This window comes from Mesorhizobium sp. WSM3873, from assembly GCF_001672445.1.
Taxonomy (GTDB): Bacteria; Pseudomonadota; Alphaproteobacteria; order Rhizobiales; family Rhizobiaceae; genus Mesorhizobium.
Genome location: NZ_LYTM01000011.1, coordinates 87,131 through 110,115, shown reverse-complemented (window position 1 = coordinate 110,115; position 22,985 = coordinate 87,131). Strand labels below are relative to the sequence as shown.

The 22,985-nt window shown below is 64.1% G+C and carries 21 protein-coding genes; 5 read left to right on the top strand and 16 right to left on the bottom strand.

Features of this window, described 5'->3' with window-relative positions; genetic code table 11:
- Nucleotides 1-187: 187 nt before the first annotated feature.
- The 8 genes from A9K71_RS09775 to A9K71_RS09740 form a co-directional block, all read right to left on the bottom strand.
- Nucleotides 188-1,267 (bottom strand): ABC transporter ATP-binding protein, encoded by a 1,080-nt coding sequence (locus tag A9K71_RS09775; RefSeq protein WP_066993897.1) that lies wholly within the window; start codon nt 1,265-1,267, stop codon nt 188-190.
- Nucleotides 1,264-2,064 carry an ABC transporter permease gene (locus A9K71_RS09770; RefSeq protein WP_066993896.1) on the bottom strand — a complete coding sequence of 267 codons (801 nt, stop codon included), beginning with the start codon at nt 2,062-2,064 and terminating at the stop codon, nt 1,264-1,266. Before A9K71_RS09770 ends, A9K71_RS09775 begins: the two co-directional genes overlap by 4 nt.
- A gap of 1 nt (nt 2,065) precedes the next feature.
- Complete coding sequence (locus A9K71_RS09765; protein WP_066993893.1) at nt 2,066-2,926, bottom strand: ABC transporter permease; 861 nt, start codon at nt 2,924-2,926, stop codon at nt 2,066-2,068.
- Nucleotides 2,927-2,987: 61 nt separating this feature from the next.
- Nucleotides 2,988-3,992, bottom strand: coding sequence for an ABC transporter substrate-binding protein (locus A9K71_RS09760; RefSeq protein ID WP_066993890.1), 1,005 nt, complete (start codon nt 3,990-3,992; stop codon nt 2,988-2,990).
- Nucleotides 3,993-4,057: 65 nt separating this feature from the next.
- Nucleotides 4,058-5,530 (bottom strand): aldehyde dehydrogenase, encoded by a 1,473-nt coding sequence (locus A9K71_RS09755; RefSeq protein ID WP_066993887.1) that lies wholly within the window; start codon nt 5,528-5,530, stop codon nt 4,058-4,060.
- Nucleotides 5,531-5,552: 22 nt separating this feature from the next.
- A complete protein-coding gene (locus tag A9K71_RS09750; protein WP_066993884.1) occupies nt 5,553-6,590 on the bottom strand; it encodes an LLM class flavin-dependent oxidoreductase in 1,038 nt (345 codons plus the stop codon).
- Nucleotides 6,587-8,377: an alpha/beta fold hydrolase gene (locus tag A9K71_RS32855; RefSeq protein ID WP_066993882.1), complete on the bottom strand. Its 1,791-nt coding sequence runs from the start codon at nt 8,375-8,377 to the stop codon at nt 6,587-6,589. The genes A9K71_RS09750 and A9K71_RS32855 overlap by 4 nt, the downstream gene beginning before the upstream one ends.
- Nucleotides 8,370-8,957 (bottom strand): amino acid synthesis family protein, encoded by a 588-nt coding sequence (locus A9K71_RS09740; protein ID WP_066993879.1) that lies wholly within the window; start codon nt 8,955-8,957, stop codon nt 8,370-8,372. Before A9K71_RS09740 ends, A9K71_RS32855 begins: the two co-directional genes overlap by 8 nt.
- Before the next feature lie 135 nt (nt 8,958-9,092).
- Between A9K71_RS09740 and A9K71_RS09735 the strand changes: the two genes are divergently transcribed.
- Nucleotides 9,093-9,770 carry a GntR family transcriptional regulator gene (locus A9K71_RS09735; protein ID WP_066993876.1) on the top strand — a complete coding sequence of 226 codons (678 nt, stop codon included), beginning with the start codon at nt 9,093-9,095 and terminating at the stop codon, nt 9,768-9,770.
- 102 nt (nt 9,771-9,872) lie between these two features.
- On the opposite strand, the gene pqqE is transcribed toward A9K71_RS09735, so the two are convergent.
- The 8 genes from pqqE to A9K71_RS09695 all read right to left on the bottom strand — a co-directional run bounded on the left by pqqE (nt 9,873) and on the right by A9K71_RS09695 (nt 17,492).
- A complete protein-coding gene (gene pqqE, locus A9K71_RS09730) occupies nt 9,873-10,994 on the bottom strand; it encodes a pyrroloquinoline quinone biosynthesis protein PqqE (RefSeq protein WP_066993873.1) in 1,122 nt (373 codons plus the stop codon).
- Nucleotides 10,991-11,287 carry a pyrroloquinoline quinone biosynthesis peptide chaperone PqqD gene (pqqD, locus tag A9K71_RS09725; protein ID WP_066993870.1) on the bottom strand — a complete coding sequence of 99 codons (297 nt, stop codon included), beginning with the start codon at nt 11,285-11,287 and terminating at the stop codon, nt 10,991-10,993. Before pqqD ends, pqqE begins: the two co-directional genes overlap by 4 nt.
- Entirely contained in the window at nt 11,284-12,042 is a 759-nt protein-coding gene (pqqC, locus tag A9K71_RS09720) for a pyrroloquinoline-quinone synthase PqqC (RefSeq protein ID WP_082980432.1), read from the bottom strand. The genes pqqD and pqqC overlap by 4 nt, the downstream gene beginning before the upstream one ends.
- Nucleotides 12,039-12,977, bottom strand: coding sequence for a pyrroloquinoline quinone biosynthesis protein PqqB (gene pqqB, locus A9K71_RS09715; protein ID WP_066993999.1), 939 nt, complete (start codon nt 12,975-12,977; stop codon nt 12,039-12,041). Before pqqB ends, pqqC begins: the two co-directional genes overlap by 4 nt.
- 536 nt (nt 12,978-13,513) lie before the next feature.
- Nucleotides 13,514-14,374 (bottom strand): ABC transporter permease, encoded by an 861-nt coding sequence (locus tag A9K71_RS09710; protein WP_066993867.1) that lies wholly within the window; start codon nt 14,372-14,374, stop codon nt 13,514-13,516.
- A gap of 11 nt (nt 14,375-14,385) precedes the next feature.
- On the bottom strand, nt 14,386-15,174 hold the full coding sequence (locus A9K71_RS09705) for an ATP-binding cassette domain-containing protein (protein ID WP_066993864.1): 789 nt from the start codon (nt 15,172-15,174) through the stop codon (nt 14,386-14,388).
- 79 nt (nt 15,175-15,253) lie between these two features.
- The gene (locus tag A9K71_RS09700) at nt 15,254-16,225 is read right to left on the bottom strand and encodes a YVTN family beta-propeller repeat protein (RefSeq protein ID WP_082980430.1); all 972 of its coding nucleotides are present in this window, start codon (nt 16,223-16,225) and stop codon (nt 15,254-15,256) included.
- Nucleotides 16,226-16,244: 19 nt separating this feature from the next.
- Entirely contained in the window at nt 16,245-17,492 is a 1,248-nt protein-coding gene (locus tag A9K71_RS09695; RefSeq protein ID WP_066993993.1) for an ABC transporter substrate-binding protein, read from the bottom strand.
- A gap of 439 nt (nt 17,493-17,931) precedes the next feature.
- Here A9K71_RS09695 and ftsZ point away from each other — a divergent pair, with 439 nt between their 5' ends.
- The 4 genes from ftsZ (at nt 17,932) to A9K71_RS09675 (ending at nt 22,977) form a co-directional block, all read left to right on the top strand.
- Nucleotides 17,932-18,924: a cell division protein FtsZ gene (gene ftsZ / locus A9K71_RS09690; protein WP_066993858.1), complete on the top strand. Its 993-nt coding sequence runs from the start codon at nt 17,932-17,934 to the stop codon at nt 18,922-18,924.
- Nucleotides 18,925-19,422: 498 nt separating this feature from the next.
- Entirely contained in the window at nt 19,423-20,679 is a 1,257-nt protein-coding gene (locus A9K71_RS09685; RefSeq protein ID WP_197504214.1) for a hypothetical protein, read from the top strand.
- A gap of 191 nt (nt 20,680-20,870) precedes the next feature.
- Nucleotides 20,871-21,701 (top strand): SIR2 family protein, encoded by an 831-nt coding sequence (locus A9K71_RS09680; protein WP_066993852.1) that lies wholly within the window; start codon nt 20,871-20,873, stop codon nt 21,699-21,701.
- Between the two features lie 97 nt (nt 21,702-21,798).
- Nucleotides 21,799-22,977: a beta-glucosidase gene (locus tag A9K71_RS09675; protein WP_082980429.1), complete on the top strand. Its 1,179-nt coding sequence runs from the start codon at nt 21,799-21,801 to the stop codon at nt 22,975-22,977.
- Nucleotides 22,978-22,985 lie beyond the last annotated feature (8 nt).

The following is a 22,985-nucleotide window of genomic DNA, read 5'->3' as shown; positions in this document are numbered from 1 at the left end:
CGGCCCGCGATCGCCTGCCGGCGTGCCTTCTACGCGCGACCGCGGGTCCAGCGGGTGCCAATCATAGCTCGACCTCACCTGGTTGTGCCGCATAGAGGCGTTCCGGTCGTAGCGCGAAACGGACGCGGTTGTGACGACGCGGCACTGGATGGCGGCGGGCCATTCGCGGGGATGACCCAGCCCGGCTTCAGACCGGAAACAGGAAGGCCGTAGCGGGATCGAAGAAAATCTGCCGTCCCGAAGCGGCATCGGTGCCGCCCGGTTCGGCTGTATCCGAAGTTGGCCTGATGTCGATCTCGTCGCCCGACCCCGTGCGCGCCACGACGCGCCGGCGATCGCCGAAGAAGGCGGTGTCGACGATCTCGACGGCAAGCGACGCATTCCCCTCCATGGGCGTCAGGCGGAACGCTTCCGGCCGCACCATCAGCCTGGCCTTTTGGCCGCGGCCGAGCCCCTGTGTGGCTTTCACGCCCTTGACGAGCGAGCCATCGGCCAGCCGCACCAAGGCAACGCCGTTCTCTGTTTCGAGGTGCTCCGCCGGCAGGAAGTTGGAATTGCCGATGAAGCCGGCGACGAACTCGCTCGCTGGTCTGAGATAAAGGTCCTCGCCGGTGCCGATCTGCTCGATGCGGCCTTCCTTGAACAAGGCGATGCGGTCGGAAAGATGCAGCGCCTCCTCCTGGTCGTGCGTGACATAGAGGATGGTGACGCCGGTCTCGCGGTGGATGCGGCGGATCTCGGCCTGGATTTCCTGGCGCAGTTTCTTGTCCAGAGCCGACAGCGGCTCGTCCATCAACAGGATCGGGGGATCGTAGGCGAGCGCGCGGGCAAGCGCCACGCGCTGCTGCTGGCCGCCGGACAGCGCGCCGGGATAGCGCTCGGCGAATTTTTCCAGGCGCACCAGCGCCAGCATATCGGCGACCTTGCGCTTCACTTCGGCATCCGGCCGGCGGCGCACCCGCAGCGGAAAGGCTACGTTCTCGGCGACGCTCAGATGCGGGAACAGCGTGTAGCGCTGGAACACCATGCCGATGTTGCGCTTGTGCGACGGCACCGAAAGCAGCGACTTGTCTTCCAAAAGCACGTCGCCAGACGTCGGATCCTGGAAACCGGCGATCGCATAGAGCGTCGTCGACTTGCCGGAGCCTGACGGCCCGAGAAAGGTCAGGAATTCGCCTTTCGGCACATCGATGGTGACGTCGTGGACGGCGACGAAGGCGCCGAACGCCTTTCTCACCGCGCGGATGGACAGGAATGGCCGGGTCATCTGGACAGTCTTCTGCGAAGGAGTGCGGTGACGATCATCAGGCACAGGGTGAGGCCGACGAGCAGGCTGGAGGCGGCGGCGACGACCGGGCTCAGATCGGCACGCAGGCTGCCCCAGATCTTCACCGGCAAGGTCTGCAGGGTCGGGCTCGCCATGAAGATCGCCACCACCACCTCGTCCCATGAGGCGAGGAAGGAAAAGATCGCCGCCGAGAAGATGCCGATGCGGATCGAAGGCAGGGTGATCCTGAGCCTTGCCTGCAGCGGACTGGCCCCGCACACGATCGCCGCGTCCTCGATGGATTTGTCGAAACCTTCGAGCGCGGTGGCGATCGGAATGATGGCGAAGGGCAGCGCCAGGATCGTGTGGGCGATGACGAAACCGATCGTCGTGCCGGCGAGCCCGATGCGCAGGAAAAAGCCGTAGATGGCGATGGCGAAAACCACCACCGGCAGCACCATCGGCGTCAGCAGCAGGCCGCGCAGGAGCTGCCGGCCGCGAAACTCGCCCCTGACCAGGCTGAAGGAGGCGAGCAGGCCGATCAGAACCGCGAGGATGGCGGCCATCGCGGCGATCTTCGCGCTGGTCAAAGCGGCGTCGACCCAGGCCGGGTCGGCGAGCAGTTCCTGATACCATTTCAGCGTCCAGCCGGGTGGCGGAAAGGCCAGCCAGCGCGACGAGCCGAACGACAACAGGACGATGAAGACCACCGGTAACAGAAGAAAAGCCGCGATGAGCGCAGTGAAGCCGGCGAGCGCCGCACGCAGCCATCCGAGCCGGTCGTAGTCGAGGAGCATCTTAGAGCTCTCCGGCGAGGCGCCTGGCGCCGACCATGCGCAATTGGATCGCGTAGAGCACCATGGTGACGGCGAGCAGCACGAAGGCCGCAGCACTTCCGAGCCCCCAGTTGAGCAGCGACTGCACCGTCTGGGCGATCATTTCGGCGAGCATCATGTTCGATGTGCCGCCGAGCAGCGCGGGCGTCACAAAATAGCCGAGCGACATGACGAAGACCATCAGCCCGCCGGCGGCGATGCCGGGCAGCGACAGCGGTAGCAGGATGCGGCGGAATGCCTGCGACGGGCTAGCGCCGCAAAGGGCGGCGGCGCGCAGCGTCATCGGATCGATGGCGCGCAGCGTGCCGACCAGCGGCAGGATCATGAAGGGCAGCATGATGTAGACCATGCCGATGGTGACGCCGGTCAAATTGTTGATGAGCGGCAGCGGCTCGTGGATGACGCCGAGCCCCATCAGCGCCCGGTTGATCACACCGGTGCGCTGCAAAAGCACCATCCAGGCATAGGTGCGGGTGAGGAGATTGGTCCACATCGACAGGATGATGATGCCGAAGACGACCGAACCGAGCGCCGGCGGCATTATCGCCAGCATCCAGGCGACCGGAAACGCGACGAGGATGGTCACGACGGTGACGACGGCCGCGACCAGGAAGGTGTTGAGAAACACCCGCACATAAGTGCCGCTGCCGAACAGCGCGGCATAGTTCTGCAGGCCGGGCTCGGGATCGGTGACGCTGCGCAGCAAGAGCGCGACCACCGGCACGACGAAGAACAGGCCGACCAGCACCAGGGCCGGCAGGGCGCCGCCGCTGCCGGCCGGCAGGCCGGCAATCGAGCCGCGGCTGAGGGAGTGTGCTTGCATCGAGCGGTTCCCGTCGTCCCGAAGGGGGAGCGGCTTGCCGCGCCCCCGGCTTGCTGTGGCGCTACTTGGTCTGCCAGGCGTACCAGCGCGTGGCGATCTCGTCGCGGTGCTCGGCCCAGTAGTTCATGTCGAGATTGATCTGACCCTCGACATGCGCGTCGGGCAGCCCTTTCACCACGTCGGCGGGCATTTCCGCCTTGGCCTTGGTGTTGATCGGCGCGTAGCCGCTTGCCTCGGCGAATTTCGCCTGGCCGGTCGGGCTGGTCGCGGCGGCGAGGAACTTCATCGCGCTGTCCTTGTTCTTGGCGCCCTTCGGCACGACGAGAACGTCAGCGGCGGTGAGGTTCTGGTTCCAGGAGACGCCGACATCGGCGCCGTCCTTCTCGAGCGCGAAGACACGGCCGTTCCAGAGCTGCCCGAAGGCAGCCTCGCCCGAAGCGATGAGCTGCTGCGACTCCGCGCCGCCGCCCCACCAGACGATATCCGACTTGATCGTGTCGAGCTTCTTGAAAGCGCGCTCGAGATCGAGCGGATAGAGCTTGTCCGCCGGCACGCCGTCGGCGAGCAGCGCGATCTCGATCACGCCCGGCGCCGACCATTTGTAGAAGGTCCGTTTGCCGGGAAACTTCTTGGTGTCGAACATGTCGGCCCAGCTTGTCGGTTCACCCGAAACCACGCCCTTGTTCCAGGCCAGCACGAAGGAATAGTAGAAGCTGCCGACGGCGTGCTCGTTGCTGAAGCGCGGGTCGAGATCGGCCTTTGGCACGGCGGCGAAGTCGATCGGCTCGAGCAGCCCGTCCTTGGCGGCCTTGATGGCGAAATCCATTTCCACGTCGACCACGTCCCAGGTGACGTTCTTGGCGTCGACCATGGCCTTCAGCTTGCCGTAGTCGGTCGGGCCGTCCTGCAGCACCTTGATGCCGGAGCTCGCCGCGAACGGCTCGGCCCAGGACTTGGTCTGCGCTTCCTGCGTGGTGCCGCCCCAGCTGGTGAATACCATTTCGTCGGCCTTGGCGGCGGTTGCCGATAGCAGTCCGGCGAGCACGCCGGCTAAGATCAGTCTCATGTCATTCTCCTCTGATTTCTCTGTTCCGTTTCTTGTTCTTGTCGCTGCACCCTCGGCATGCGTTCTCAGCGCATGACGAAGGGATCGGGAATCGGCTCGTCCGAGGTCTTGATCCAGACCGATTTCGAGCGCGTGTAGTCGCGGATGGCGTCGAGCCCGCCTTCGCGGCCAAGACCCGACAACCCGTAGCCGCCGAAGGGAACGAGCGGCGACACGGCGCGATAGGTGTTGACCCAGACGACGCCGGCACGGATGTCGCGCGCCATGCGGTGCGCCTTGCCGAGATTCGAGGTGAAGACGCCGGAGGCGAGACCGAAGGGCGTGTCGTTGGCTAGAGCCAATGCCTCGGCCTCGGTGTCGAAGGCGAGCACGCTCAACACCGGCCCGAACAATTCCTCGCGCACGCAGGGCAGGTTGCTATCACCGGCATCGATGATCGTCGGCGCATAGTAGAAGCCGGCGCCGGCGTCGGGGCGCCTGCCGCCGGTGACCAGCGTGCCCCCGGCGGCGAGGCTTTCGGCGACGATCGTCTCGATCCGGTCGCGCTGGCGCAGGGTCGCGAGCGGCCCCATCTCGGTGGCCGGATCCTGAGGATCGCCGATGCGGATCGCTTCGGCCTTGCGCTTCAACCGACCGAGGAATTCTTGTCTTACGGTACGCTCGATCAGCAGGCGCGAACCGGCGACGCAGCTCTGTCCGGTCGCCGCAAAGATGCCGGCGACGACCGCATTGGCGGCGCTGTCGAGGTCGGCGTCGGCGAAGACGACGACCGGGCTCTTGCCGCCGAGCTCGAGCGTCGTGTGCGCGAGGTTTTCCGCCGTGTTCCTGACGATGGCGCGCGCCGTGGCCGGGCCGCCGGTGAAAGCGACGCGCGAGACCAGCGGATGTCTGGTCAGGCGCCGTCCGCACTCCTGGCCGAAGCCCGTGAGGATATTGACGGTGCCGGCCGGAAAGCCTGCTTCGCTGACCAACTCGGCGAAGGCGAGCAACGGTGCCGGGCCGTCCTCTGAGGCCTTGAGCACCACCGTGCAGCCCGCGGCAAGCGCCGGGCCGAGCTTGACCGCCGAGAGGAAGAGCTGCGAGTTCCACGGCACCACCGCGGCGACCACGCCGATCGGCTCGCGGCGGATGGTGACGTCGAGATCGGCCTTGTCGATCGGCACATGCGCGCCTTCGTGCTTGTCGGCGAGCCCGCCATAGTAGCGGTAATAGTCGCCGACATAGGCGATCTGGGCGCGCGTCTCGCGGATGATCTTGCCGGTGTCGCGCGTCTCCAACTCGGCTAGGCGGCCCGCATTGGCGGCCACGAGGTCGCCGAGCCTGACCAGCAGCTTGCCCCGCGCGGTTGCTGTCATCGACGCCCAGGGGCCGGTGCGCAGCGCACGATGCGCGGCCTCGACGGCGCGGTCGACATCGGCTTCATCCGCCGCCGGCATCTTCGCCCATGGCGCGCCGGTCGACGGATCGATGCTGTCGAAGCTGGCCGACGGCTCGTCGAAGCGGCCGTCGATGAAGTTCCTGAATGCGGCGTCGGTCATGGCCTTGCCCGTTCGTTCGCGATCAGATGAAGGCCGGCATCACCCGGTCGATGAACAATTGCAGCGATTTCTTCTTGCGCGCGTGCGAAAGGCCGCTGTCGATCCAGATCGAGTACTGGTCGAAGCCTAGCGTCTCATAGGCTTTCAGCCGCGCGACCACCTCGTGCGCCTCGCCGATCACCAGGTTCTGGCGCATCTTGTCCGGCGCGTATTGCGGCATGGCCGCGATCTCTTCGGCGCTCAGCGGTTCCAAAATGCCCTGGTGCACCGGCTTCTTGTTCTGGAACCAGGCGCCGAACTGGCAGTAGAAGTTCGACAGATCCTGGCTCAGCCGATCGGCATCGGCGGCGTCCTCGGCGACGAACGTGTGCATCAAGAGCATGATTTCCGGACGCGGGATTTCAGGATGCGCGGCGCAGGCGTCGTTAAACCGCTGCATCAGGCTTGCAACCTCATCGTCGCCGGACGCCAGTGGCGTCACTTGGACCTTGCATCCGTTGGCGACAGCGAAGTCGTGCGAGTTCGGATCGCGCGCCGCCACCCAGATCGGCGGGTAGGGTTTTTGCAGGGGCTTGGGAGAGGAGGTGGTTGGCGGGAACTGCCAGAATTCGCCGGAGTGCTCGTAGTCGCCGTCCCAGAGACCTCGGATCGCCGGAATGATCTCGCGCATGCGCTGCCCGGCGCCCCAGGCATCGAGCCCGGGGAAGACGCGCTGATATTCGTAGCTGTAGGCGCCCCGGGCGATGCCGATGTCGAGCCGGCCGCCGGCAATCACGTCGGTCATCGCCGCCTCGCCGGCAAGCTTGATCGGGTGCCAGAAGGGCGCGATGATGGTTCCGGTGCCGAGGCGGATGCGGCTGGTCTTGGCCGCAAGATAGGCGATGTTGATGAACGGATTGGGCGAGATGGTGAACTCCATCCCGTGATGCTCGCCGATCCAGGCGGTCTCGAAGCCCGCCTGTTCCGCCAGTAGGACCAGCTCACCCAGCTCGCGCAACAACTCCGAATGCGGCTTGGCGAGATCCGAGCGTTCCATATGCACGAAGAGCGAGAACTTCATCCCTGGTCACCTATATTGAGGGCGGCGGTCCTGGCGAGCGGCCTTACCTCGCCTTCGACCTCGTTGCCGACATAGACGCCGAATGCGTCTTCAGTGCATTCGCGCACATAGCGGGTGAGCATCGAGCGGATGGCCGGATCGGCGATCTTCAAGCCGTCGATCGCGTCGATGTCGATCAGCCGGATGACTCGATCGCTGGAAGCCGGCACGTCGAAGGTACCGCGATAGTAAACATGGGTGCGCGAGGGATTGCCCGCGTCGTCCCATACGGCGAAGAGGAAGCCGAGCTGGGCCTCGATGGCCTTTGCGGCCAGAAGCCCGTTGAGGCTCTTGCCGTCGCTTGCCGAGCCCAGCCCCCGGCCGCGCGGCAGTTCGAGGAAGCCGTCTGGCGTTTCCAGGAACAGGATACGGCCGCCGTTTTCGAGGATGGCGCCGACATCGGTGCCGGGCTGGGCGGCGGCCAGCGCCTCCTGACTGAGCCCGGGCGTGATGTAGGCGCCGCGGCAATAGCCGAGAGGCTGCGAGGAATTGTGCTGGAAGTCGCGGACGCGGCCGATCAGGATCGAATGGTCGCCCGCCTCGACCAACCGCTCCAGATCGCAGTCGAAGGTTGCGACCGAGCCGTCGAGAACCGGACTGCCGGTCTTCCCCGGGCGCCAGTCGACCGACGCGAATTTATCCGCTGCCTTGGAGGCGAAGATGCCGGAGGCCGCTTTCTGGGTCTCGTTCAAAATGTTGATGGCGAAGCTCTTCGATGTCGCGAACACCGGATGACCGAGCGCCTTGTGGGCGATGCAGACCAGCACCAGCGGCGGATCAAGCGACACCGATGTGAACGAGTTGGCGGTGAACCCGCGCGGCTCGCCTTCCGCGCCGATCGTGGTGACGATGGTGACGCCGGTCAGGAAGGAGCCGAGCGCACGCCGGAACTCGCCGCTGTCGAAGCTGGCGTCCGCTGCTGCTCCTTGCTCCAGGCTTTCACCTTCGTTCAGGAACTCGGCGATGCATCGTGAGGTGAGATCCGGTGCTGCCACCGCCATCATGTGCCTTTGGCCGGCGAGAACGGTGCAGCGGCCATGCGGCGCGAGCCTGGCCATGGCGGCCGACATTGCCGGCGAGGAGTTCTTGTCCTCGGAGCCGGTGATGAACAGGGCCGGCATGGCCAGGGTCTGCAGGCGCTCGGCGTGGTCGCCGTCGGCACGGGCGAACAGGCGATAGGTGCGGGCGTAGCCTTCGGGATCGACCTCGCTCAACGCTGCCGCCGCCTTCCCGGCCGCCGCCGTGAGCTCGGCCGGAACCGGATCGCCGAACCAGCGGGCGATGGTCTGGGCGACCCCCGCCGCATCGCCGTGGCCGGTGAGCGCCGCCGCGCGCTCGCGCACGGCTTCGGCGAGTTCAGGCGGACGCCGGAACACGGCGTTGAGCGAAACGACACTGCGGATGCGCTCCGGCGCTAGCAGCGCGAGTTCCTGCGCGACCAAAGCCCCCATCGAGTGACCGATGACGGAAACCTTGTCGAGGCCGAGATGATCGAGCAGCCGGATCGCCTGCGCGGCATAGTCGGCGAGTTCCGGATCCTGCGGCGGCAGCGGCGAGCGGCCGTGCCCAAGCATGTCGATGGCGATGACGTCCCAATGATCCGCCATTCGCTCGATCTGCGGCTGCCAGATCGTCGCGTTCATGCCGACGCCGTGGATGAACAGCACCGGCGCGCCCGATCCGGCGCGGATGAAGCTGGTGCCGTCGGGCGCGGTGGCCCGGGTCCAATCAAGCGGGGCGTCAACCATGCAGGTCGCCCACTTCCTTGAGGTCCTGATAGCGGTCGCCGATGCGATGGTGAGGACGGCCGCCGATCGAAGCACCGAGCGCCACGACCAACTCGTCCGGCGCCGGGGCGTCGCCGATCTGGAAATGCACGGTCAGATAATGCGAGCGGCGGCCCTCGTCGTTCTTGTCCATCAGCGGGATCATGATCGGTGTATTCGGCCCGCCGCGCAGATTGGTGAAGGCGAGATAGGTCTTGGCGCCGACGGCGCGGCGATAATGATTGCCGAAATGCAGCGTGTGGATCAGCGCCGAGGCATGCTCGATCTCGCCCGACGTGCCGCAGATCGCGGCCTTGCCGTAGCCCTCGATCGCCTCGGCCGAGCCGGCTGCGGCAACGATCTCGCGGGTCAGGGTTTCTCCAAGCACCGGCGCAAAGGCGCGGATCTCGGGCGAAAGATCCTCGATGAAGCCGCGACCCGCCCAGGGGTTCGTCAGCACGGCGGCGACGCCGATCAGGCGCAGCGGCCTGGGTGCTGCCTTGCCGCCTTCGATCAGCGTGTTCTCGCTGTAGGTGACGATCTTGCGAATGGCCGGCTGCATGGAAACCTCTGTTGGGTGGCGCCTGAGAAAGTGCTCATTTCCTCTATCGTCTTATGGTATACCATACTATGGAGCGCCAAATACCTTGTCAACCGGCCATGGAATCTGTTTTCGTGGCGGGCAAGGAGCAGAGACATGCACGACGACACGCTTCGCATCGATCGCAGCGCCAAGACCTTGAGAACATTGGCGCTCGAGCGCATGCGCGAGGCTATAATGGATTTTCACTTCCAGCCCGGCGAAAGGCTGGTCGAGCGGCCGCTTTGCGACCAGCTTGGAGTCAGCCGATCGGTTGTGCGCGAGGTTCTGCGGCAGCTGGAGGCTGAAGGCCTTGTGCAGATGATCCCCGGGCATGGTCCGGCTGTGGCCAAACCGGATATCGGCCGCACCGACGAGATCTATGAGCTCAGGGCTTTGCTCGAGGGCATCGCGGCGCGCGCCTGCGCGCAATCGGCCACCAATGGCCAACTGGCAGTACTGGAGCACGCCCTCGGCGAGCTCTTCGAGGCCTGGGCCTCGGGCAAGCCGCCGGCGGTGATGCGCGCGACGACGAAGTTCTACGAAGCGCTTTTCGAGGCTGCGGACAAGCGTGTCGCCTGGGAGATCGTCAGCGGGTTGAATGTGCGCATCAACCAGCTGCGTTCGATGACGATCGCCTCGGCAAACCGTCGCGAGCCGGCGATCGCCGAGATGAACGCGATTATGGATGCGATCCGGGCGCGTAAGCCGCAGGAGGCGGAAGCCGCGGCACGGCGCCACGTCGAATCCGCCTGGAAGATCGCCCGGGACAAACTGCGCCTCGACCCTCTCTAAAGCGCGTCGCGCTGGAACGGATTCAGGCGACGCGCTTTCGCACAAATCCCGCCATGCCGAATTCCGGTTCTATCCTATTGGGGACCACTTAGGGGAAGACGGTCAGGCGAGCTCCGCCACAGCTCCTATCCGACGGTAAATGAAGGGTTCGCCCGCCGCACTGTCTGCCGCGGCGCGCCGCGTTTCATCGGTGAGCATGCCCACCCGGGCATGGATCGGCGATTTGATGCAGACCGGATCCGTTGCGGCGGCATCGCCGGCAATCGCCATCGCTTGACATCTGCAGCCGCCCCAATCGATCTCGCGCCGCTCGCAGCTTCGGCACGGCTCCAGCATCCATTCGGTACCGCGAAAGGCATTGAATGCCGGTGAATCGGCCCAGATCTCGGCCAGCGAGCGCTCTCCGAAACGCTCGAAGCGGAGCGCAGGAATGGTCTGCGCGGCATGGCATGGCAGCACCGTGCCGTCGGGCGTCACCATGAAGGCGTCGCGCGCCCAGCCGCCCATGCACGGCTTGGGATAGACGGCGAAATAGTCCGGCGGGACGAAATCGATGTTGATGACGCCGGCAAGCCGTGCTTGCGCCGCCGCGACGATCTCCGCCTGCCGTTCGACCGCGGCGCGTTCGGGCATCAGCGTATTGCGATTGGCCAGCGCCCAGCCGGCATACTGCACATTGGCGATCTCGAGCCGCTCGGCGTCCAGCGAAAGAGCCAGGTCGATGAATTCCGGCACTTCCTCGATGTTGTGGCGATGGATCGGCGCATTGATGGTGAGCGGCAACCCGGCCGCGCGGGCGCGGCGTGCCGTCTCCAGCTTCTTTTCGTGGCTGCCGCTGTGTTTGCCGATACGGTCGGTCGTCGCCGGGCGGGCGCCCTGGAAGCTCAGCTGCAGGTGGTCGAGCCCGGCTTCGGCAAAGGCCGCGATCCGGCCCTCGGCAATGTTGATGCCGGCGGTGATGAGGTTGGTGTAGACACCGCGCGCCGAAAGCCCGGCGATCAATTGCTCGAGATCGCGGCGCAGCGTCGGCTCGCCGCCAGACAGATGCACCTGCAGAACGCCGAGATCGGCGGCCTGCGAGAAAAGATCGAGCCAGGTCTGGGTGTCGAGCTCACGATTGGCCTTGAGCAATTCGAGCGGATTGGAGCAATAAGGGCACTGCAGCGGGCAGCGATGCGTCAGTTCCGCCAGCATGCCGATCGGAGGCAGAAGCGGCTCGCTCATAGCTTCACCAGCAGCTTGTCCGACCATTCCTGGAGGAAGGCGATGACATCGGCCGCTACGGCCTTCTGTTCAGCATCGTAATCGGCCGCAAGACCAGCGATGATGTAGCCGACGGTGGACCGCCCGTCGCAGCGGCGCAATATGTCGAGACTGATATCGTTCGGCCAGAATACCCTCTCCGGCGAAAGCACGGCGAAGGCCTGCCGCACGGGATCGTATTGTATACGCACGTGCCTCGGCAGCGATGGCATCGATTGCAAGGAGACGATGGCTCTCTCGCGCAGCGCCATCATCGGGTTGCCTCCGGCTGGAAGGCGCCCGGAGGGACGTTTCCCGGCGCGCCATAGGCATGTTGAAGCGCATCGAGCATGGCCCACAATATATCGCATTTGAACACCAGCGCATCGATCGCCTGCTGCTGGCGCTCGGCCGTGTCGGCGTGGCCCAGCACATAGGCGAGGGCGAAGTCGGCGTCGCGCGTTGCCTGTTCCGGCCGCCGGCTGAAATAGGCCAGCGTGTCCTCGGTGATGTAGTCGTATTTGGCCAGCATCGCCGGCACTCGCTCGCCGATGATGATCGGCGAGAACATCTCGGTCAGCGACGATGCCACCGCCTCGAGCAGCGTGCGGTTCGTGCAGAAGGAAAGATAGGCGCCGACGGCGAAGCGGGTCGCCGGCAGCGCCAGCCTTTCGCTCTTGACGGCTTCGGCATCGAGCCCGAGCGAGGTCGCCAGATGCAGCCAGCGCGCGATGCCGCCGCTCCAGCCGTCCTCGCCGTCGTGATCCTCGATGCGTTTGCGCCAGGCGGCGCGAAACGCCGGATCCTCGGCATGTGCCAGGATCACGGCGTCCTTGCGCGGAATGACGGCCTGGTAGCAGTAGCGGTTGAGTGCCCAGGCCTGCATTTCGGCCTTCGTCAGCACGCCACTGGTCATCCTGTGATGAAAGGGATGGCGGTTGTGATAACGCTCGGCGCCGACCTGCCGCAGCACGGCCTCGAGCTCGCTCTTGGACAGACCATGTCGCGCCGCGTCGTGGAAGTCGCTCAAAGTTCGATCTCCATTCCGTCGCTCCCGATCTCCCAGCCAGCCGCTCTGACCGCCGCGTGTTCGGCGGAACTCTCGTCGAGAACAGGATTGGTATTGTTGATGTGGACGAAGACGCGGCGGCCGATCCTCACATCGACCAAGGCGGCGATCGAACCCGCTTCTCCAGACATTGCGATGTGCCCCATGCGCGCACCGGTCTTCTGGCCGACGCCGGCGAGGATCATCTCGTCGTCTGTATAGACTGTGCCGTCGAACAGAAGGCAGGCGGCGTCCGCCAGACGCGTGCGCAGGGCGGCATCTATGCCCGCGCAGCCGGGAATGTAGAAGACAGCGGCGCGACTTCCAGCCCCGCTGATATGCACGCCGATCGTGTCGCCCGTGTCGGAGCTGAAATCGGCACTTGGATCGCATCTTTGCTCGAGATATAGCGCGATCTTGCCGGGCACGGGAAAGGCGTCGACGACCACGCCGGTCTGCTGGCCGTCCGCGTTGCAGATCGCCAGTTCCTCCGTTGGCGCCAGAAGGCGGCGCGGCACGATCGCCGGATCGAGAACGTTGAAGATCGAATTCGCCGCCAGCGTCGCCAGCACCTGTGCCGTTGCATAGATTGCGAAGGGCTGCCGCTCCCGCAGGCTGAGCAGGCCGGCGACATGGTCGACGTCGCCATTCGTCAGCACGACCGCGCGGATGGGCGTCGAGCGCAGCGGCGCATCGGCCGCGGGCTGCAGTTCGGGCGTTTGTGCAATCTGCCGGCCAATGTCGGGCGACGCGTTGAACAGAACCCAGCCTGTCCCGTCAGCCGATACGGCAATGGACGACTGGGTCCGCGAATGCACGCCGGCCATGCCGCTCCGAGCCGAGCGGCTCAGGCGATAGTTGCAGTTCCATTGCGGAAAGCCGCCTCCCGCCGCCGATCCTATGATCTTCACGCGCATTGCGATGCCTGCTCTGCGGCCCATTTGACCGACGCCAAATTCTCGGTGGCAAACGGCTTCGCGCCCGCGCTTCCCGCGGCAGCCCCCGTCTCGACGACCTCAAGCGGCAAGGGGATGCATGCCCCCGCAGCCAGGGCCACGCAGCTCTGCGGCCTACTTCCTGGGAGGCGTTTCAGCAGGCAGATACCGCGAAATCTCGAAGCCCGCGGCAACCTGGCACATCGTCGGTTTCTTCCAGCTCTTCTTCTTCATTGCATTCTCCTCTTTAGCCAGCCCGAAGGGACCGGTCCTCATTGGCGCCACTGCGGGCAATGCGATGGCTCATCCATCACCTCACAAACGGACAAATGAAACGCTGGGTTCTCAAACAGCCAAAAAACACAGGAACAAAACACAACTGCCTAGCTCAGGGATCAGTTCCTTAGCTTCGTCTCTCTCCCGTTCGATCAAGCTCACCCCGGCGACTTCGCGGCCATGGCGCCGTGGGGCATGAGCATGACAGCCGCAACCACTGCGAACCAGGCTCATCCGTTCCATCAACCGTTTCCTCCCGTGCCTTGCTTGCGTGTTATCAGGCCGCGCGAAGGGTCATAAGCGATGATGGCGCCCCCGAGAAACAGCAGCGTGCAGCCGGCGACGACGCCCAGCGACACCCAATCGACCTGCCCGTAGAAGGCGAAGCGGATCAGCTCGACGGCATAAGTAAAGGGGTTGGCGAGGCAGAGCTTGTAAAGCAGCGGGCTCGCTTCCTGGATGCGCCATAATGGGTAGAGCGCCGGCGACGCGAAATAGCCGGGAAAGATGACGAAGTTCATGATCCCGGCGAAGTTCTCGAGCTGCTTGATCATCGAGGACAAAAGCATGCCGAGCGCGCAAAGCATCATCCCCGACAGGAACAGGGCCGGCAGCACGCATAGGTAACCGAGCGGCGGCGCCTTGACGCCCCAGAACCAGGCAACGATCAGAAAGGCATAAACCTGCGCGATCGAAACGGAAACGCCGGCGAGCATCTTCGACACCAGCAGATACCAGCGGGGAAATGGGCTGACCAGCAGGATGCGCATATTGCCCATCTCACGGTCATAGACCATCGACAGCGAAGACTGCATGCCCGAGAACAGCAGGATCATGCCGCACAAGCCCGGCGTGATGTAGACCTCGTAGAGCACGTAGGTCTTGTAGGGCGGGATGATCGAGACACCGAGCACCTGCCGGAACCCGGCGGCAAAAATGAACAGCCAGACGAGCGGTCGCACCAGCGACGAGATGAAGCGCTCGCGCTGGTGCAGGAAGCGCAGCCCTTCCCGCACGACGACGCCTTTGAGGCAGATGAGGTAGTGACGAAAGCCGAACGCGCCGAACTTCACCGGCGTGACGGGTGCGACCTTTTCCGGCATTGCGGGAGTGCTCATGGCGAGATCTCCGCCTGGCCGGCTGCTTCGCCGCGGCTGAGTTTGGAAAAGGCGTCGCGGATCGACGCGGCGCCACTCGCTTGGACCACGTCGGCCACTTTGCCTTTGGCGACCAGGTCACCTTGCCGCAGCACGACGACATGGTCGCCGTCTTCAACCTCGTCGATCAGGTGGGTGGCCCAAAGCACGCCGATGCCCTCGGTTTCGACCAGCTTGCGGATGGTGGCGAGAATGCCCGCGCGCGACTGGATGTCGAGACCCACCGTCGCCTCGTCGAGCAGCAGCAGGGACGGGCGATGGAGCAGCGCCCGGGCGATCTCGATGCGCCGCATCTGGCCGCCGGAAAGGCTGCGAGCCTTGTCATGCTCACGGCCTTGCATGTCGACTCTCTCGATCAGCGCTGCAATGCGCTGTCGGGCTTCGTGCCGTCCGATGCCGTGCAGCGAGGCGTGATAGGAGAGGTTCTGGTATACGCTCAGGTCGAGGTCGAGCGTGCGTGCCTGGAACACGATGCCGACCCGCCTGAGCGCCTCGCCGGACGCACGGCTGACGTCATGGCCGAAGACGCGGATCGATCCTTGGCGCGTGTCGTAGAGGTGACTGATCAGCGAGAACAGGGTCGTCTTGCCGGCGCCGTTGAGACCGAGAAGGGCGGTGAAAGTCGCCGGCGCGATCGAGAACGAGACGTCGTTGAGCGCCCGCTTCGGGCCATAGGAATGGCTGACGCCGGCGACATCGAGTGCCGCCGCTCCGTTCCCCGTTTTCGCCGTCCTCGCATGCTGCATGGATGCTCCTTGAGGGTGCTTATCTAGCGCGCTCGACGTCTTTGGCCCGGCTTCATGGCCTAATCTTCCGGCTGCTTTTCTATTTGGGCGATATGACCACCCCCCACGGCTGCTGACCCACGGTGACCGACTGAACCGGCTCCTCGGTCGCCGTATCGATGAAAGTGATGTCGTTGGAATTGCCGTTCGTTGTAATCAGTGTCTTCTGATCGGGGGTGAAGTCCAGATGCCAGACGCGCTGTCCGACGAGGATGTATTTTTCCACCTCGTAGGTTTCGGTGTTGATCACTGCGACGTGGTTCGCCGGGCCGAGCGCGACATAAGCCTTCTTCCCGCCGGCGCTGATGGCGATGCCGACCGGCTGGATGGTTTCGGCCCGCAGTCCGGGAATCGCGAAATTGATCCTCTTCACGACCTGGCGCTTGGCGTTGTCGATGACGCTGACGGTGCCGCCGATCTCGGCACTGACCCAGACCTGCGAGCCGTCGGGCTTGAACGCGGCGAAGCGCGGGCGCGTGTCGACCAGCACGTTGTCGGTTACCTCATGGCTCTCGGTGTCGATGAAATGCGCCATGCTGGTGGTCTCCGAGGTGTTGACCAGGGTCTTGCCGTCGGGGCTGACGGCCATGCCTTCGGGTTCCACGCCGACCGGGATCTCGGACGTGACTTGCTTGCTGTCGAGGTCGATCGCGGTGACCAGATTGTCGTTTTCGTTGGCGACATAGAGCGTCTTGCCGTCGGGCGGAAGCACGAACAATTCGGGATCGTCGCCGGAGGGCAGCGTGCCGACGACCTGCAGCGTCCTGGTATCGATGATTTGGATCGTATTGTCGTCGCTGGCGCACAAATAGATGAACTTGCCGTCGTGCGAGATGGTGATGCCGCGCGGTCTCTGGCCGACGTCGACGGTCTTGACCACCTGCATCGTCGCCGTGTCGACGACGGTGATCGTATTGTCCTTCTCGTTTGAGACGTAGGCCGTGTAGGCCGATGCCGGGTCGGCCATGACGCCGGTTGCGAGAATGGCGAGTATGCAAGCTCGGCTCTGCACGAATTCCTCCCGATCGGCGCTACTTGAGAACGCATTTCGTTTCCGGCTGATCGATGCCGAGGGTGTCGAGCTCGGAGACCTGGTGGAGATAGCCCTCCTGGGGAGATGTCGAGACGACCGATGTGGCATCGCCAAGCAGGATCGGCTGGCGAAGCTGGAGGTTCCATTTGCGGAAGGTCAGCTTCTGTCCCTTGAAGGCGGCGACCGAGAAGTCGTCCGAGCGGATGTAATCGCTGATCTTTTTCGGATCGTCGCCATTGGTGCGCGTAGTGGCTTCGCCGACGGCCCGCACGGCCGTCCAGGCCGACATGTCCTTGGACATCATTCGCCGGCCTGCTGTCTTCAGGAAGCGATTTTGCATTTGAATGCCGCCCCACTGTTCACTCGCGGGATGCCACGACGATGCCACAAGACCGGCCGTGCCTGCGACGAGCCGCGGCGTCCAGCTGCGGTAGGGCACGTAGCTCCCGAACACCTCGCTTTCATCGGCCACAAGCAGCACGTCATGCTCCGGCAGGTCCTGCGTGAATACCGAAATCTGTTGCTGTATCTGCGTGGCTCCGGTGTCAGTGCGGCGCGCCGTCCCGGTATCCTTGAATTCCTTCTCCGCGACGATCTGCCCGCCGAAGCGGGCTGCCGAGCGGCGCAACGCGTCGGCATAGAGGCGGTCCTCGTCATGCGAGCCGTAGAGCAGCACCCAGTTCGGCCATTTCTTCACCATCAGATACTGCGCCAGAGCGTCGGCGAGCATGCTTCGCGTCGGCGCGATGTGGAAGACGTTTATGCGGCAGTCCTCCTCGCGCAGTCTGTCGTCGGTGGCGCCCACGTTGAAGATCAGCACGCCCTTGTCGCGGGCGATGTCGGCGATCGACAGCAGCTGCTTGGCCGAGAGGTCCGCGAGGACATAGCGTTCGCCTTTGGCAATCAACGCGTTGAATGCCTGAACCGCGTCGGCTTCCGGTTTTATCTCGGTGACATCGAGGCTGAATTTCTGCTTGATGAACTTGCCCATGGTGTTGTTGTCGCCAATGGCGACATTGGCGCCGGCGACACCTTCGTCACGCGGCGGGGCGTCCAGCAGGGAAAGCGTCAGGCGCGGCGCGTAGGCCCGTAAATAGCCTATCTTGATTTCGGTTATCTTCTCGTCCGGCTTGATCGCTCCGGCCGGCTGCACGGTCGGTTGCTGGGCGAACGCACGTGGAGCAGCAGCGGTCAGGGCCAGAAAGCACAAAAGGGCCGCCAAGGTGCCCGACACCGCGCTTGTCATCGACGAATTACCGTTCTTGCGCCTAAGTCCGATCATTTGCCGGACCAGCGCGAAGTCAAGGTGCCCCAAGGCGAACTTAGAGAACCGGCGGGATTTATCAACCTCGTGAGCAGGACGTCTCCGGCTCTGCTTGCGACGGATCGCGGTCCTCAGGGCAGCTGGCCGCGCGAAGGTCCGAAGCGGCCCGGACGTATCTCAGGGAAGAGGACGCGGGCTGCTTCGACTGAACCATTTGTCTTTCGTCGCCCCCCGCACCGGCACCGGTTCACGCAGGGTTGCGCTCGGGAACCATGGCGCTCCTGAAGCAAACTTGCGATTTGACGCCCTCAGCTTGACCTTGCGGCGAGGCCTGTCCTCTGATTCCCTGATCTTGGCGGGACCATCTGATTCGTTTGCTAGTTGCTCTGGCGCAGCCACTGCGTCCCGTAGAGAGATCACAATGACTGCCAAGCCGGAAATCCTGGAGATGAGACCTAAGATCACCGTTGTCGGGGTCGGCGGCGCTGGCGGAAACGCCGTCAACAACATGATCGCTGAAGGCCTGCAGGGGGTCGAGTTCGTCGTCGCCAATACCGACGCCCAGGCGCTCACCATGTCGAAGTCGCCGCGGCTGATCCAGTTGGGTGCGCATGTGACCGAGGGCTTGGGCGCCGGATCTCTCCCCCACGTCGGCAGCGCGGCCGCCGAGGAATCCATCGACGAGATCATGGATCATCTCGCGGGAACGCACATGTGCTTTATCACGGCGGGCATGGGCGGCGGCACCGGGACTGGCGCCGCGCCCGTCATTGCGCGTGCGGCGCGCGATGCCGGCATTTTGACGGTGGCCGTCGTTACCAAGCCTTTCACGTTCGAGGGCAACCGCAGGTCCCAGGCAGCCGAAGAGGGCATAGAACGCCTTCGCGAAAGCGCCGACACCGTGATCGTTATCCCCAACCAGAACCTTTTCAGGGTCGCCGACGCCAGGACGACATTTGCCGATGCCTTCGCTATGGCGGACCGTGTTCTCTACGCCGGTGTCGGCTGCATCACGGATCTCATCGTGAAGGAAGGCCTGATCAATCTCGATTTTGCCGACGTGAAGTCGGTGATGCGGGACATGGGCCGGGCGATGATGGGAACCGGTGAAGCCTCGGGGGAGGGCCGCGCAAGGACGGCGGCCGAGGCAGCAATCGCCAACCCGCTGCTCGATGAGGCTTCCATGACGGGCGCCAGAGGCCTGCTGGTATCGATCTGCGGCGGCACGGACATGACGCTCTTCGAGGTCGACGAAGCCGCGACACGGATACGGGAAGAGGTCGACGCCGACGCCGACATTATCGTCGGCGCCATCTTCGACCAGGCGTTGGCCGGAAAGTTTCGGGTGTCGGTCGTCGCAACGGGTCTGCGGAAGAGCGAAGACATGCCGCAGCTTCAGCAGAGGATCGCCTGAAGCCGGCCTTCCTGGTTGGCGAGATCCCGCTGGCGAATCTCTACTCGTCGCTATGACTTGACCTGGTTGGCTTTCGGTGGCCTGCCCAGGCCCCTACGGCCGGGATGGCGGCGAGCGGATCCTAGCTAGGGTTTTCAGTCGAACGAAGCTGGAGCAGATCAGCTGGCCATTCTTTAATAACGGGCCATTCTCTCGGCGATGAGGCCCGGGCGGGCTGCGATTTTTGCGCCGGCGCCGGTGAACATTTTTCCCCTGAGACAGTTTGGAGTGCCTTGGGGAATACCGGAAAGCCACTTGGACAACACGGGATTAACGGACAGCACGACCAGTGACGCGGAGCGCTTACTCGCTGTGCGGTCCGCGGGTCTGCAGTGGATCACAGTGGCCGGCTCATATTTCGCCACTGAGGACGGCGAGCCGTGGATGCCGATCGGGCAGAATGACGCTATAAGCTGGCCTGAGCTAAATGGGCTGTTCCGGCGCAAGGACATAGCCGGCGTGGAGGCTCACCTCCGCTGGCTTAAGCAAAGCGGCGTCACCTGCCTCAGGCTGATGCTGGAATATGCTCAGGTCCGCCACCGCTACTTCGAGCGGCCGCTCGGTCGCTTCGTTCCTGCTATCGTGCGGCTGTGGGACGATCTTTTTCGTCTCTGTGAAAAGCACGGTTTGAGAATACTGCTCACCCCGTTCGATACATTTTGGCAGTGGCGGCACTGGCGTCATCACCCCTATAATCAGAGGAACGGCGGCGTGCTGGATCAGCCCTCGCGCTTTCTGGTCTGCACGGCCACGCGCCGCGCCATCAAGGCAAGGCTGGAATTCGCGGTGCGCAGATGGGGCGGCAGCGGCGCGCTCTTCGCTTGGGACCTCTGGAACGAGATCCATCCCGAGCAGGCCGAAGGCAGCGCCGACTATTTCGGCGACTTCATCCACGATCTCGGTGCTTTTGTTCGCCGGCTGGAGATTTCGCTCTACGGCCGCTCCCACCCGCAAACGGTTTCGCTCTTCGGACCGGAGCTTCGCTGGCGGGCGCACATGCCGCTCCGCGAACCTATCTTCCGGCATCCGGATCTCGACTTCGCCTCCCTCCACATCTACGAGGAAGGCACGATCGATCATCCCCGCGACACAGTGGCCCCGGCGCTCGGCCTGGGGCGGATCGTCGGCGAGGCCCTGGCCGAAACTCGCGATGGCCGGCCGTTCCTCGACAGCGAACATGGCCCGATCCATACCTTCAAGGACAAGAAGATCACGCTGCCGGAGCCGTTCGACGACGAATATTTCCGCCATATGCAATGGGCGCACCTGGCTGCCGGCGGTGCCGGTGGCGGCATGCGCTGGCCGAACCGCACGCCGCATGTGCTCACACCCGGCATGCGGCGGGCGCAGCGCTCGCTGGCGGGTTTCCTGCCGCTGATCGACTGGAGTCGGTTCCGACGTGTCCATCTCTGCGGCCGGGTGCGGGTTTCCCGCCCCGATGTCGCGGCGGTAGCCTGCGGCGACGATGCCCAGGCGGTGGCCTGGTTGGTGCACCGCGAAACGATCGGGCCCAACGGCATGCTGCAGGCCGACGTGCAAACCGAGCCCGTCATGATCGACCTGCCTGGGCTGGCTCCGGGTAGCTACCGCATAGTCGGCTGGGATACTGCGGCCGGCACGCAAGCGGCGGAATGGCGGGCGCAAGCGGACGGTAGGTTGAAGCTGGAGGTGCCACCGTTCGCGACCGATGTCGCGCTCGCGATCCGCCGATGCTGAGAGGGACCGAAGCCAGCCCGTCCGTCTCTGCTTTGCCTTGCTCGATGGCAGCTCCGAGACCTTGCCGAGACCGACCGGGAGTATCGGCGGTCTTCTAGATTTTCGCGGCTGAGCGGGGAACACTTCATCCACCTTCGGGTTCGGAAGTTATGCGTCATGCGCCGCCCGCGGCAGCCCGCTCAGCTTCGGCAATGAACGAGGACCCGATTATTCCACTCGCAAAAGCGATCCGAGAGCGCAATGCGGTGCTCTTTGTCGGAGCTGGTGTTTCGATGAGCGTGGGGCTGCCTTCCTGGGAGAAGCTGATTGAACGCATGGCGAGCGAACTCGGCCTGGATGGGGCGAGACCGCGTGATCGCTTCCAAACCCTGGCCGAGTATTACCGGATCAAGCATGGCAGCATCGGGCCGTTGCGCAGTTGGATGGACAGGCACTGGACCGTGACGAGGGAGAAGATTCGGGAGTCCGAACTGCATCGTCTGATCGTCGCGCTGGATTTTCCGGTGATCTACACCACCAACTATGACCGGAACCTCGAAGTCGCCTTTGAGATACACGGCCGCGCATACGTGAAGGTGGCCAATGCTCGGGATGTCTCGAAGGCTCGCCGGGACGTCGCGTGCATCGTGAAATTCCACGGCGACTTCGATGACGATTCCTCGCTGGTCCTTACGGAAACGGACTATCTCGATCGGCTATCCTTCGATTCGCCGCTCGATGTGCGATTTCGTTCCGATGCGCTCGGCAGCACGGTTCTGTTCGTCGGCTATAGCTTGTCGGACCTGAACATCCGGCTGCTGTTGCATCGGCTTTGGCAGACATGGAATCGATCGGGCTACGAGGCGGATCGGCCGCCGTCATTCATTTTCATGGCGAGCCGGGACCCTGTCGAAGAAGCCGTGCTGGGGCGTTGGGGTATCTCCGTGCTCACAGGCGACAACGACGATCCGGAAGTCGGCCTCGTGAGTTTCCTCAGTCGGCTGGCCGAGGTTGTGAACGATCAGGAGATCACGCTGGGCTGAACGCCGTTCAGCACGCGGCAAGAACGAAGAATTTGCCCAACCCAAAGAGGGTTTCGGCCGTTGGTCGACCGTGCCGGCCAATGCAAGGAGTAGGAATGTGCCGCAAGCCGTTAGCCCAAACGTGAATCCGGCTGCCAGCGCGGTCACATTCGACAGTTTTTTCATGGGCGGTTTCGAATGCTCCTCGCACCGGCGAAAGGATGGCGTGCGTCTCGATCTCGTGCGGGCGACTGGCCATGATTCTCACGCAGAACGCGACTATCGCGGCTGCGCGAACCTTGGCCTCAGAACTGTTCGTGACGGGCTACGCTGGCACCTGATCGAGAAGGCGCCGGGCGTGTACGATTGGTCGAGTTGGGCGCCGATGATCGAAGCGGCAAATCTCGCCGGCGTTCAGGTCATCTGGGATGTCTTTCACTACGGAACCCCCGATTATCTTGACCAGGGCGGGACGGAGCTGATCGAGCGCTATGCCGATTTCGCAGCGGAAGCTGTCCGGTTGCATCGGGCCGTCAGCGGGAAGCCTGCGCTCGTCTGCCCGATCAACGAGATATCGTTCTTCGCCTGGGCAGTCGAAGTGGGCTATTTTTCACCGGCCGGCCCAAGGCGAAGGGGTTGGTTCAAACGCCACCTCGTCAAGGCTGCCGTGCAAGGCATACGAGCCATGCGCCAAGCGGATCCAGAATGCCGGTTCATCTGGGCCGAGCCGCTTATTCACATCGCGCCGCGCGATCGAAGCCGCGCGGAGATGCGGGCGGCTGAAAAAGTCCGACAGGGACAGTTCGAAGCGTACGACATGCTGATGGGGCGCGTCGAGCCGCAGCTTGGGGGCAGCGAAGATCTCATCGATGTCATCGGTCTGAATTTCTATCCGCACAATCAGTGGTACCTGCACGGGCCAACAATCCCGATGGGGCATCACGAATACCGGGCTCTGTCGGAAATGCTCGTCGAGGTCGCCCAGCGCTACCGACAGCCGATGTACATTGCGGAGACCGGTGCGGAGGGATCGGGGGGCCCGGCATGGCTTCACTATGTGTGCGACGAGGTGCGGGACGCCGTGAGCCAAGGCGCGCCGGTGGAGGGAATCTGCCTTTATCCGATCACGGCTTACCCGGGATGGGACAATTCACGCCACGCCGAAGTTGGCCTTTTCTCCGTCATCCATGCGGATGGATCGCGTCGCACCCGTCAGCCGATGGCCGATGAACTGGCGAGGCAGCAGAGGCTGTTTGAGAAGCTTTCTCGATCCACGCAGCCTTGCATGCCGGAGTAGCAAGCGGC